This is a genomic window from Xanthomonas sp. NCPPB 1128 (assembly GCF_001043115.1).
Classification (GTDB): domain Bacteria; phylum Pseudomonadota; class Gammaproteobacteria; order Xanthomonadales; family Xanthomonadaceae; genus Xanthomonas_A.
The window spans coordinates 1-12,223 of the sequence record NZ_LFME01000007.1; the positions used below are offsets into that span (position 1 = coordinate 1).

The window sequence follows — 12,223 nt, forward strand, 5'->3', positions numbered from 1 at the left end:
GGAGGCGGCTGGGGCGGTGGTGGTGGCAGTTCCGGAGGCGGTGGCGCCTCGGGGAGCTGGTGATGCGCCTGCTCCGGCACCTGTTTGCGCCGTCCGCACAGCGTCTGTTTCCGGCGGCCAGCCTGGAGCGCATCGGCGCGGCGATCGCCGAGGGCGAGCGCCTGCACCGCGGGCAGGTGATGTTCGCGGTGGAGTCGGGCCTGGCGCCGGCGCAGGTGCTGCGTGGCATGTCGCCACTGCTGCGCGCCGAGCAGGCCTTCGCGCAGTTGCGCACCTGGGATACCGAGGCCAATAACGGCGTGCTGATCTACCTGTTGCTGGCCGATCATCACATCGAGATCGTCGCCGACCGCGGCCTGCACGGGCGCGTGGACGCCGCACAGTGGCGCCAGGTCTGCGCACTGATCGAGCGCGAGATGCGCGCAGGCCAGCCCGAGCAGGCGGTGATCGCCGGCGTCGGCGCGGTCTCGGCGTTGCTGGCCGCGCACTTCCCGGCGCAGCCGGGCCAGCAGGGCAATAACGAATTGCCGAACCTGCCGCAGGTGCTGGATTAGCGCGGCTGGATCTGGGATGTGTCCTGCCGGTAGATGACATGCGGCGTTTTGTCGCCGATGTGGTGGATTCCAGTACGCCTGGCTTCCGCAAGCATGCGGGCGGCCGCGGAATGCGCTATCCACATGCTGCCGATCAGAGCCATTTGCTTGGTTGGGGGTTTGTGCACCGACCTTGCTGCCGACGCATCCCCCCGTAGGAGCGCTTCAGCCGCGACGGGCCTTCTCGGTAACGCCCGTCGCGGCTGAAGCCGCTCCTACGGGACTGCGCAACGCGTCCGACTGTGCAGCGGTCACGCGCAGAGCCGGCGGTGGACGTATGCGCCTGCCCGCAGATGAAGCGCCACCCCGCTGTACCGTCCGCAATCGCGGCAATTGGCGGAGTCAGTGGCAGGCGCGTGCGCCTGTCGGCAGATGAAGCGCCACCCCGCTGTGCCGTCCGCAAATCGCGGCAACCAGCGGAGTCAGTGGCAGACGCGTGCGCCTGCCGGCAGATGAAGCGCCACTCCGCTGTGCCGTCCGCAAATCGCGGCAACCAGCGGAGTCAGTGGCAGACGCGTGCGCCTGCCGGCAGATGAAGCGCCACCCCGATGTACCGTCCGCAAATCGCGGCAACCAACGGAGTCAGTGGCAGAATAGGCACTCTTTGCCCCCCGGCCGACGCTTGCGCATGACCTATCTCCACCAGATCGATCCCATCGCCTTCTCGTTCGGGCCGGTGAAGGTGCATTGGTACGGGCTGATGTATCTGGCCGGCTTCATCTCGGCCTGGTGGCTGGGCCGCCGCCGCATTCGCGCCGGGCGCCTGCCCGGGGTGAACGAGGACGGCTTCTCCGACCTGCTGTTCTACGCGATGCTCGGCGTGGTGCTGGGCGGGCGCATCGGCTACATGCTGTTCTACGCGTTGTCCGATTTCCTGGCCGACCCGCTGCTGATCTTCAAGGTGTGGGACGGTGGCATGAGCTTCCACGGCGGCCTGTTGGGCGTGCTGGCGGCTTGCCTGTGGTGGACGCGCAAGGCGCGCCTGCATTTCTTCGACACCGTCGATTTCATCGCGCCGCTGGTGCCGCTGGGCCTGGGCTTCGGCCGCATCGGCAATTTCGTCGGCGGCGAGTTGTGGGGCAAGTTGACCCACGCCGGCTGGGGCGTGATCTTTCCGCACGCGCCAGCGACGGACGGGGTGGCCAACGCACCCGCGCTGGAGAGTCTGATGAGCACCGCGCAACTGCAGCAGCAGTACGCCGCAGGCCTGCTCGACCGCTATGCCCGCCATCCGTCGCAGCTGTACGAAGCAGCGCTGGAAGGGCTGGTGATGTTCGTGGTGCTGTGGACGTTCTCGATGAAGCCGCGCGCGCGTTATGCGGTGTCCGGCCTGTTCGCGTTGCTGTACGGCGTGTTCCGTTTCGCGGTGGAGTTCGTGCGGGTGCCGGATGCGCAGCTCGGCTACCTGGCGTTCCATTGGCTGACCCGCGGCCAGCAGTTGAGCATCCCGCTGATCCTGCTCGGCCTGTTCCTGCTGTGGCGCTCGCGCAGCGCGCCGGTACTGCAGCCGGTGCCGCCGCCGGAGGTGGCCAAGTGAAGCCGTACCTGGAATTGCTGCAGCACGTGCTGGAGCGCGGCGCGGAGAAAGCCGACCGCACCGGCACCGGCACGCGCAGCGTGTTCGGCTGGCAGATGCGCTTCGACCTCAACGACGGCTTCCCCCTGGTCACCACCAAGAAGCTGCACCTGCGCTCGATCGTGCACGAGCTGCTGTGGTTCCTGAAAGGCGAGACCAACATCGCCTATCTCAAGGACAACAAGGTCAGCATCTGGGACGAGTGGGCCGATGCGCAGGGCGAACTCGGCCCGGTGTACGGCAAGCAGTGGCGGCGCTGGACCGGCGCCGACGGCCGCGAGATCGACCAGATGCAGTGGCTGGTGGACGAGATCAAGCGCAACCCGGATTCGCGGCGGCTGGTGATCAGCGCCTGGAACGTGGCCGAGTTGCCGCAGATGGCGCTGATGCCGTGCCACAGCCTGTTCCAGTTCTACGTGGTCGACGGCAAGCTCAGCTGCCAGCTGTACCAGCGCAGCGGCGACATCTTCCTGGGCGTGCCGTTCAACATCGCCAGCTACGCGCTTTTGACCCACATGGTGGCGCAGGCCACCGGCCTGGGCGTGGGCGATTTCGTGCACACGCTGGGCGACGCGCACCTGTATTCCAATCACTTCGCGCAGGCACGCGAGCAACTGGCGCGTACGCCGCGGCCGTTGCCGCAGTTGCGGCTGAACCCGGCGGTCACCGATCTGTTCGCCTTCACCTACGACGACATCGCCATCGAGGGCTACGACCCGCATCCGGCGATCAAGGCGCCGGTGGCGGTGTGAACAGCAGCTGGGAATCGGGAATGGAGAATCGGGAATCGGCGAGCGCCGCCGTCGCGACGGGGACGGATGCGGCGCCGCTTACGCGCCACCCTCTGCAACTGAGCCTGATCGCGGCGCTGGATCGGGCCAATGCGATCGGTCGCGACAATGATTTGCCGTGGCGCTTGCCGGACGATCTGAAGCGGTTCAAGGCACTCACGCTCGGCAAGCCGGTGCTGATGGGGCGCAAGACCGCGCAGTCGCTGGGGCGCGCGCTGCCCGGGCGCTTGAACCTGGTGATGACGCGTTCGGGGCAGGTGCCTTTTGCGGACATGCAGCCGGTGGCGTCGCTGCAGGCGGCGCTCGACGCGGTGCGCGCAGCCGGTGCCACGGAGCTGGCGGTGATCGGCGGCGGCGACATCTTCGCCCTGGCGCTGCCGTTGGCCGAGGTGCTGTACCTGACCCATGTCGACACCGTGGTCGACGGCGCCGATGCGCATTTTCCCGTGTTCGATCCGGCGCAGTGGGACGTAGTGGCGCGGCAGGCGCATCCGGCCGACGCGCGGCATGCGCTGGCCTTCGAGTTCGTGGATTACCGGCGCCAGTCTGGCGCGGTGTAAAGGCCCGCTCGCGGCGTTGACGCCATAGAGCCAGGAGCGTGGTTGGGGCGACTTAGCCGCAACGGACGTTACACAGCGAAAGCCCGTCGCGGCTAAAGCCGCCCACAGGGTCTTGCGGCGAGCTTGCCGGGTGCACTGTGGGAGGGACTTCAGTCCTGACGCATGAAGGTTCCAAGTAGTTTTGTACTTCGCTCGTCGCGGCTGAAGCCGCTCCCACAGGTGCGGCGCTAGCCTTGTCGGAGGACTGTACTGGGACTTCAGTCCCGACGATGAAGATGTCAGTCGGCTTTCGGCTTCGTTTGTCGCGGCTGCGTGACAGGCGACTCCCACACGTTCGTATGGCGATCTGGGGAATCAATCCTGTTCTGGCGCAGGCGCAGGTGCGTGCGCAGCGGGGGCCGGGCCACGGTGCGGCGCGCTGCGCCGCCGCGGGGTGCCGCTGCGCGCCGCCGGCGGCGGTCCCTGCACCGGTCGGCCCGGGACCTGCACCACCTGCAGGTCCTCGCTGTCCAGACGCAACGCGGTGAGCTTGCCGCCCCAGACCGCGCCGGTGTCGATCGCGTGCACACCCTGGGTGATGGTCAGGCCCAGCGTCGACCAGTGCCCGCAGACGATCTTCAGGTCGCGCTCGACCCGTCCCGGCACCTCGAACCACGGGTACAGGCCCTGCGCCTGGGTGCCGGGCGTGCCCTTTTCCTCGATCGCGATGCGCCCGCGCGGGGTGCAGTAGCGGGCGCGGGTGAACAGGTTGATGATCGCGCGCGAGCGGTCGTAGCCGGTCAGCCCCGGCGACCACGCCGGGCGGTCGCCGTACATGTTGCGGAACAGTTTGCGATAGCCGTTGCCGTGCAGTTGCTGCTCGACCTCGCGTGCATGCTTCTCGGCCAGCGCGGTGGTCCACTTCGGCGCCAGGCCGGCGTGGATCATCATCCAGCCGAGCTCGCGGTCGGCGTGCAGCAGCTTCTGCATGCGCAGCCAGGTCAGCAGCTCGTCGCGGTCCTCGGCCAGCACGATGCGCTGCAGGTCCGGATTGACCTTGCGCTGTTCGTCCGGGCTGCGCTCGCCGATCGCCAGCAGCGACAGATCGTGGTTGCCGAGCACCACCACGCTGTGCTCGCGCAGCGAGTGCACCAGGCGCAGGGTCTCCAGCGATTGCCCGCCGCGGTTGACCAGGTCGCCGCAGAACCACAGCCGGTCCACCGCCGGATCGAAGCGGATCTTCTCCAGCAACTGCTGGGTGATGTCGTAGCAACCCTGCAGGTCGCCGATCGCCCAGACCGCCATCAGTGCAGGGTCCGCGGGACGGACAGCACGAACGGCGCGATCGCGGCGATGAACTGGGTGCCGTCGTCGGCTTCCATGTCGTAGTGGCCGCGCATCGTGCCGTGTTCGGTCTCCAGTACCAGCCCGGAGGTGTAGCGGAAATCCTCGCCCGGGCGCAGCCGCGGCTGTTCGCCGACCACGCCGTCGCCGTCGACGCGTTCGATGCGGCCGTTGCCGTCGGTGATCTCCCAGTGGCGAGCGATCAGGCGCGCGGCGACGCGGCCACGGTTGTGGATGCGGATCGTGTAGGCGAACGTGTAGCGTCCGTCCTCCGGCGCCGATTGGTCGTCGAGGAATCGGGGCGACACTTCGACCTCGATCCGATAGGGGGCGTCATCGTTCATCCCCACAGTTTAGAGCGTGTTTTGCCGTTTGAGGCGAGATGCGTGAGCGGTTCGCGTTGCGAAGCGGGTGGCGTGCGCCAGCGGCCTTGTCCACGGCCCAGGCGCGCCGCGTGGAGTGGCTTCGCGCCGCGGGCGGTCGGCTTGCGGGAAGGCGGAGCGTGGCGTGCGAGGTCGACGTTCGCGCGTCTTGTTAGCAGACGGCAAAGGCGTCGTCGCTATGTCCAAATGCCGCTCTGAGGCGTGTCGGTGCCGGCATCGCCTCCGTGCTCGTGGAGCGCCCGGCGCCGCGGGAGCGGCGCAGGCGCGTCAGGCCAGGGGCAGGTTGGCCAGGCGCACGAAGTCGCCGACCTCGAGCTGCTCGGCGCGCGCGTCCGGACGCACGCCCGCGGCCTCGAACTGCGCGGCATCGCAGACGCCGTTCAAGGCGTTGCGCAGGGTCTTGCGGCGCTGCCCGAATGCGGCGCGGACCACATCGGCGAAGCGCTTGGGATCGGCGATGCCCACCGTCTGCGGCGGCCGCGGCACCAGCCGCACCACGGCCGAATCCACCTTCGGCGGCGGCCGGAACGCGCCCGGCGGCACCACGAACAGCGAGGTCACCTCGCAGTAGGCCTGCAGCATCACGCTGAGCCGGCCGTAGACCTTGCTGCCGGGGTCGGCGGCCATGCGGTCGACCACTTCCTTCTGCAGCATGAAGTGCATGTCGGCGATCGCCGTGGCGTGGTCCAGCGCATGGAACAGGATCGGCGAGGAGATGTTGTAGGGCAGGTTGCCGACCAGGCGGATGCGCGCGCCCTCGGCCAGGGCGGCGAAATCCACCGACAGCACGTCGCGGTTGAGGATGGTCAGTTCGCCGACGTCGGCGGCCGCCGCGGTCAACGGCGCGATCAGGTCGCGGTCGAATTCGATCACGGTCAGCTGGCCATGCCGGCGCAGCAGCGGGAAGGTGATCGCGCCCTGGCCGGGGCCGATCTCGACCAGCCGGTCGCCCGGCTTGGGATCGACCGCGCGGACGATGCTGTCGATGTAGTGGCGGTCGCTGAGGAAGTGCTGGCCAAGGGATTTCTTGGCCGGGGCGCCGAAGCCGGAAGAGGAAGTCATGGCGGGCAGTTTATCGGCATGCGCGGGGTGGCGCGCGCTTGCAGTGACGCAGGAGCGGCTTCAGCCGCGACCGGCATCACCGGGCGTGCCCTGGTTGCGGCAGATGCCGAACGCCGCCCGGAGATGCGCCTAGGACTGCGCGCGGCGCGCCGCCAGTTGCGCGCACAGCGCAGTGGCAGCGAACAGGCTGGACGGGTCGGCCACGCCGCGGCCGGCCAGCTCCAGTGCGGTGCCGTGGTCGACCGCCACGCGTGGATAGGGCAGGCCCAGGGTCAGGTTCACCGCCTGCTCGAAGCCGCTGTACTTGAGCACCGGCAGGCCCTGGTCGTGATACATCGCCAGCACCGCGTCCACGGTCGCCAGCTTCTGCGGCAGGAACGCGGTATCGGCCGGCAACGGGCCGAGCAGGCGCATGCCCTGCGCGCGCAAGGCGTCCAGCACCGGCTGCATCACCTCGATCTCCTCAAGGCCCAGGTGCCCATCCTCGCCGGCATGCGGGTTCAGCCCCAGCACCGCGATGGTCGGCGTGGCGATGCCGAACTCATTGCGCAAGGCGGCTTCGGTGATGCGCAGGCTGCGTTCCAGCAGGGCCGGCGTGAGCGCATCGGCGACGGCGCGCAGCGGCAGATGGGTCGTGACCAAGGCCACGCGCACGATGGCGTTGGCCAGCATCATCACCACCTCGCGGCCGGCGTGTTGGGCCAACAGCTCGGTGGTGCCGGTGTAGGCGATGCCGCCGGCGTTGATCGCCGCCTTGTGCACCGGGCCGGTCACCACGCCGTCCAGTTCCCCGCTCAGGCAGGCATCGGCGGCCTGGGTCAGTGCGGCGATCACCGCGGCCGCGTTGGCCGGTTCGGTCGCGCCAAAGCGGCTGGGCACGGCATTGGCGACCGTGCGCAGGCGCAGGTCGCCAGGGGCGAGGGCGGGGCTGGATTCGGGCAGCAACTGCAGTGGCAGCGACAGCGCCGCGGCGGCGGCGCGCAAGGTGTCGGGATCGGCGAAGGCCAGGAGCTGGCAGTCGTGGCGCGGCTGCTGCGCCAGCCGCACGCACAGCTCCGGGCCGATCCCGCCCGGCTCGCCCGGCACCAGCGCGAGCGAGGGGCGCATGGATCAGGGCTTGGCGGCGGGCGCCGGCGCGGGCGTGGCCGCCGGCGCAGTGGCGGCGTCGGTGTTGCCCACGCGCAGGTCGACGTAGGCTTCGCCGCGCATTTCCTGCAGGAAGCGGTTGTATTCCTCTTCCAGCTTGCGGCGGCCGATGGTCTCGCGGACCTGGGCGCGCTGGGTATCGCTGGTCACGTCGGTCTGGCGCTCGGCGACGCGCTGCACGATGTGCCAGCCGGCCTCGGTGCGGAACGGCTGCGAAATCTGGCCGTCCTGGAGGCTCGCGACGTGCTGGCCGAAGTCCGGGCCGAACGCGTCGGCCGGGAACCAGCCCAGATCGCCACCCTGGCTGCGGCTGTTGGTGTCTTCCGACGCTTCCTTGGCCACGGCCTGGAAGTCGGCGCCGCCGGCGATGCGCGCACGCAGGGTCTCGATCTTGGCCTTGGCGGCCGCATCGGGCTGCGCGTCGTTGACCCGGATCAGGATGTGGCGGGCGTGGTACTCGGTGACGGTCTTCTTTTCCGGGTTGGCCGAGGCGTCGCGCACTTCGACCAGCTTCAGCAACTGGAAGCCGCTGGGGCCGCGCAGCGGGCCGGCGACCTGGCCCGGCTTCATGTCGCGGATCAACTGCGCGAACGCGTTGGGGATTTCGTCCAGGCTGCGCCAGCCCAGATCGCCGCCTTCCAGCGCGTTGGGGCTGTCGGAGTAGCGCACCGCCGCGGCGTTGAAGTCGATCTCGCCCTTGTCGATCAGGTTCTTGACCCCGTCGATCTTGCCCTGCGCGGTCTTGATCTGCTCGGCGGTGGCGCCTTCCGGCAGGCCGACCAGGATGTGCGCCAGGTGGTACTGGGTGCCGGTGGTGGCCTGCTGTGCCAGCGCCGCGTCGACTTCGGCCTCGCTGACGTTGATGCGGCTCTGCGCGAAGCTCTGGCGCAGGCGCTGCACGGTGATCTCGTCGCGCACCGAGTTGCGGAAGTCGGTGTAGGACATGCCGTCGGCGGCCAGCTTCTTGCGCAGGCCGTCCACGTCGGTACCGTTCTGCTGGGCGATGCTGGCGATGGCACGGTTCAACTCGTCGTCGCCGACGCGGATGCCGGTGCTGTTGGCGCGCGCGACCTGCAGCTTGACCAGGACCAGGCGCTCGAGCACCTGCCGCTGCAGCACGTTATCCGGCGGCAGCTGCGCCTCGCGGCCGGCATACTGCGCCTTCACGTTGCGCACGGCACGATCCAGCTCGCTCTGCAGCACGACATCCTCGTCGACCACCGCGGCAATGCGGTCCAGCGGTTGGGTTTGTTGCGCGGCGGCCGGAGCGGACACGCCAGCGATCGCCATCAGAGCGGCGAGAAAAACAGAAAGGGTCTTGGTCATGGAATCTGGTTCGGATCGTAAGCGTCCGGATCGGTCGTGGTGTTGCTGGGCGGGACCAAGTACAGGTCGTCGCGGTTGTAGCCGAGAATAGCACGGCGCAGAACACGGTCCGTGTCCTGGCCCAGGGACGACAGGCCCTTGAGCACGAACTCGATCTGGAACGCGGTATCCAGCGCGCCGGTGCGGTTGCGCACGTAGCGCCGCGCCAGCGCCCGCACGGCCAGGCAGCAACTGTCCCACTGCACGCCGAGGATGCTCTCCAGCGGCTTTTTGTCCATCAGCGAGTAGTAATGCCGCCCGACCAGGCTCCAGGTCGGATTGATCGGGTACAGGAACGACACATCGGCCTGTTCCAGCAGGTCGCGGCGGTAGCGGTAGCTGAGGTTGATGATGCCGTCGCCGGGCAGCAGGTAGCGGGTGCGGAAGCTGGCCAGGTCCTTGCGGTGGTACTTGGGATCCCACTGATAGGTGGCGCCCAGGTTCCAGCGGTCGTTGATCATGTAGTTGGCATCGGCCACCCAGGCCGACTTGCCCTGCTCGATGGTGGTGTCGCTGTCCGGCAGGCTGACCCGCGAATCGCTGAAATACAGGATCTGGCCGAGGCTGACCGACAGCTTCTCCTTGCCGTCGTCCTGGCGCAGCAGGCGCGAACTCAGCGCCATGGTCAGCTGGTTGGCGTCGTTCTGGCGGTCGGCGCCGGTGTAGCGCGAGTCGCGGAACAACTGGCCCCAGCTGAAGGTGAACTCGCGGGTATCGAAGATCGGCAGGTCGCTCTGGTCGCGGTACGGCGTGTAGAGGTAGAACAGCCGCGGTTCCAGGGTCTGCAGATAGTTGGTGTTGCCCCATTTGGTATCGCGGTCGAAGTACAGGCCCGCGTCGACGGTGGCGATCGGCAGGCTGCGCGAGGGCGTGGTGTCGCCGCCGAGCGTGGCCGCCAGGTCCTTGTCCAACTGGTAGGCGGTATAGCGCCAGGCCAGGGTCGGCTTGAGGAACCACGCGGCGCCGGCCAGCGGCATCGAGAGGTAGGGCTTGAGGTCCAGGCGGCTGCCGCCGGGGCGTGGGGTGACCACGCCGGTGCGTTCGTACAGTGCATCCTTGGCGTGGATGTCGTCGTGCACGAAGCGCACGGCTTCGCTGTACAGGCCGGCTTCGAAGTAGTTGCCGAACGACTGGTCCCAGTTGAAGAAGGCGCGCGGCTGGCGGTTGTACGGCAGCGCGTCCTCGGTCAGGGTGTAGTCGGTCAGCTGCCAGCGGTCGGCCATCACGCCCGCGGTCCAGGTGTCGCCGGTGCCGTAGACGCCGATCTGGCTTTGAATGTTGGACACCGCATTGCCGAGCAAGCGGTTGGAGAAATCCTCCGTGTAGCGCTCGTCGCTGACCCAGGCCAGCGAGGCGCGCGCGTGCCACTGGGAATTGATGTTGTGGTAGCCCTGATAACCGAACCGGCCGCGATCCTTGTCGCGCAGCTTGTCGTCGGGCAGGTAGGCGGCCTGCAGCTCACCCTTGCCGCCATCGTAGAGATAGCGGAATTCGCTGCCCAGCATCAGGCCGCGGCGGGCCATGAAGCGCGGATACAGCGTGGCGTCGTAGTTCGGCGCCAGGTTCAGGTAGTACGGCTGGGTGTAGTCGAAGCCGTTACGGCTGGACATGCCGATCGCCGGGAACAGGAAGCCGCTGGTGCGGCGATCGTCGATCGGGAACTTGAACCAGGGCGCGTACAGGATCGGAACGTTGTAGATCTTCAGGATCGCGTTGCGCGCGGTACCGAAGCCTTCGTCGTTGTCGACGTCGATTTCCGGCGCATGCAGTTCCCATACCCGCTGCGAAGGGTCGCAGGTGGTGTAGGTGGAGCGGTGCATCTGCCCGAGCGCGCCCTGCAGGTCGACCGAATCGGCCTTGCCGTTGCCGCGGCGGGCCAGCAGCTGGTAGCGGATGTTGGTGATCTTGTGGGTGTCGGTGTCCTGATTGCCTTCGGCCCGGTCGGCGATCATGCGGATCGACGAATCCTGGTAGCGCACATGGCCCTCGGCAATGTAGTTGCCGGTCTCGGTGTCCACCCGCAGGCTGTCCGTCCCCATGAACTGGTCGCCGCGCTTGAGCGCGACGTTGCCCGTGTAGTTCGGGATGGTGGTGGTGCCCGACAGCTGGTCGCCTTCGATATTGGTCGGCTGCTGGTCGCGGTTCTGCGCGAGCTTGGGGTCCGGCTGCTGCGCGTCGTCGAACTTGGGCAGCACGTCCGGGGTCGGGCACAGGCCCCAGTTCGGCGGCTTTTCAGCCGCCACGGCCGGCAGGCAGAGGGCGATACTGAACGGAAGAGGGAGCAGGCGAAGGGTTCGGCGCACGCGCGTCAGGTATCGGGCGAAAACGGTCGCTAGCTTGCCCCATCCCGTGCATAGGGGCAATGAAGGCGTCCCGGGGCCGGGGGACGGGGTTCATCGGTGTCCAGGGTGCCATCGATTCCTGAGGACGCCGTGTTGGCTGGCCGACGGCGCCCAGCCACGGCGTGGCACTACTTGGGCTGGATGACGCGCCCTCAGCGCAGCGCGTCGACGTGGGCGACGCTGCCCTCGCGCAGCGCCTGCAGGTCGTAGCCGCCTTCCAGCAGGGACACCACCCGGCCGCGCGCATGCCGTTGCGCCACCGTGCGCAGTTCGGCAGTGATCCAGCCGAAGTCTTCGGTTTCCAGCATCAGATCGGCCAGCGGGTCGCGCATGTGCGCGTCGAAGCCAGCCGAGATCAGCAGCAGCTGCGGCTTGAACGCGTCCAGCAGCGGCAGCATCTGGTCGGCCCAGGTGTTGCGGAAGCGGAAGCCGCCGCTGCCCGGCGGCAGCAAGGCGTTGTGCAGGTTGCCGACGCCGCGGTCGTGGACCCCGCCGGTGTGCGGGAACAGCCCGGACTGGTGGGTGCTGAGGTACTGCACCTTGGGTTCGCGCTCGAAGATCGCCTGGGTGCCGTTGCCGTGGTGCACGTCGAAATCGACGATGGCGATCCGCTCCAGCCCATGCGCGTCGCGGGCGTGGGCGGCGGCCACGGCCACGTTGTTGAACAGGCAGAAACCCATCGCGGTGTCGGCGGTGGCGTGGTGGCCGGGGGGGCGGACCGCGCAGAATGCGGTGTCGGTGACACCGTGCATCACCGCGTCCACCGCGGCCACGCCGGCACCGGCGGCGCGCAGTGCGGCCGCGCGCGAACCGGGCGAGAGCACCGTGTCCACGTCGAGCATCTGCGGGCCGTCGAGGTCGGCCAGGACGCGATCAATCAGCTCGCGCTCATGGACCCGGGCCAGGTCGCCGAGCTTGGCCAGCGGCGCCTCGCGCCATTCCAGCGTGGGAAAGGCCTCGCGCAGCGCGGTGGTGACCGCCTCCAGGCGCTGCGGCCGTTCCGGATGCTCCGGTCCCGGCGCGTGACCCAGGCAGGCAGGATGGGTGTAGATCAGCATGCGTGGCCGCGGCCCGGGCGTCGC

General features: G+C 68.5%; 11 protein-coding genes. 4 read left to right on the forward strand and 7 right to left on the reverse strand.

The window, feature by feature from the left end; translation table 11 throughout:
* Nucleotides 1-62: 62 nt before the first annotated feature.
* From ACP93_RS06685 to ACP93_RS06700, 4 genes are all read left to right on the forward strand, one after another.
* Entirely contained in the window at nucleotides 63-554 is a 492-nt protein-coding gene (locus ACP93_RS06685) for a TPM domain-containing protein (protein WP_048489982.1), read from the forward strand.
* 667 nt (nucleotides 555-1,221) lie between these two features.
* Nucleotides 1,222-2,130 carry a prolipoprotein diacylglyceryl transferase gene (gene lgt, locus ACP93_RS06690; RefSeq protein WP_048489983.1) on the forward strand — a complete coding sequence of 303 codons (909 nt, stop codon included), beginning with the start codon at nucleotides 1,222-1,224 and terminating at the stop codon, nucleotides 2,128-2,130.
* A complete protein-coding gene (locus ACP93_RS06695; RefSeq protein ID WP_048490082.1) occupies nucleotides 2,127-2,921 on the forward strand; it encodes a thymidylate synthase in 795 nt (264 codons plus the stop codon). Before lgt ends, ACP93_RS06695 begins: the two co-directional genes overlap by 4 nt.
* Nucleotides 2,922-3,013: 92 nt before the next feature.
* A complete protein-coding gene (locus ACP93_RS06700; protein WP_204243653.1) occupies nucleotides 3,014-3,520 on the forward strand; it encodes a dihydrofolate reductase in 507 nt (168 codons plus the stop codon).
* A 354-nt stretch (nucleotides 3,521-3,874) separates the two neighbouring features.
* On the opposite strand, the gene ACP93_RS06705 is transcribed toward ACP93_RS06700, so the two are convergent.
* From ACP93_RS06705 to ACP93_RS06735, 7 genes are all read right to left on the reverse strand, one after another.
* Nucleotides 3,875-4,804 (reverse strand): symmetrical bis(5'-nucleosyl)-tetraphosphatase, encoded by a 930-nt coding sequence (locus ACP93_RS06705; RefSeq protein ID WP_048489984.1) that lies wholly within the window; start codon nucleotides 4,802-4,804, stop codon nucleotides 3,875-3,877.
* Nucleotides 4,804-5,187 (reverse strand): Co2+/Mg2+ efflux protein ApaG, encoded by a 384-nt coding sequence (gene apaG / locus ACP93_RS06710; RefSeq protein ID WP_043093104.1) that lies wholly within the window; start codon nucleotides 5,185-5,187, stop codon nucleotides 4,804-4,806. Before apaG ends, ACP93_RS06705 begins: the two co-directional genes overlap by 1 nt.
* A 306-nt stretch (nucleotides 5,188-5,493) precedes the next feature.
* The gene (gene rsmA / locus ACP93_RS06715; protein ID WP_048489985.1) at nucleotides 5,494-6,288 is read right to left on the reverse strand and encodes a 16S rRNA (adenine(1518)-N(6)/adenine(1519)-N(6))-dimethyltransferase RsmA; all 795 of its coding nucleotides are present in this window, start codon (nucleotides 6,286-6,288) and stop codon (nucleotides 5,494-5,496) included.
* A 129-nt stretch (nucleotides 6,289-6,417) separates the two neighbouring features.
* Nucleotides 6,418-7,395: a 4-hydroxythreonine-4-phosphate dehydrogenase PdxA gene (pdxA, locus tag ACP93_RS06720; protein WP_048489986.1), complete on the reverse strand. Its 978-nt coding sequence runs from the start codon at nucleotides 7,393-7,395 to the stop codon at nucleotides 6,418-6,420.
* A 3-nt stretch (nucleotides 7,396-7,398) separates the two neighbouring features.
* Entirely contained in the window at nucleotides 7,399-8,760 is a 1,362-nt protein-coding gene (locus ACP93_RS06725; protein ID WP_048489987.1) for a peptidylprolyl isomerase, read from the reverse strand.
* On the reverse strand, nucleotides 8,757-11,102 hold the full coding sequence (gene lptD / locus ACP93_RS06730) for an LPS-assembly protein LptD (protein ID WP_082143388.1): 2,346 nt from the start codon (nucleotides 11,100-11,102) through the stop codon (nucleotides 8,757-8,759). The genes ACP93_RS06725 and lptD overlap by 4 nt, the downstream gene beginning before the upstream one ends.
* A gap of 191 nt (nucleotides 11,103-11,293) precedes the next feature.
* On the reverse strand, nucleotides 11,294-12,199 hold the full coding sequence (locus ACP93_RS06735) for a histone deacetylase family protein (RefSeq protein WP_048489989.1): 906 nt from the start codon (nucleotides 12,197-12,199) through the stop codon (nucleotides 11,294-11,296).
* Nucleotides 12,200-12,223: the final 24 nt, after the last annotated feature.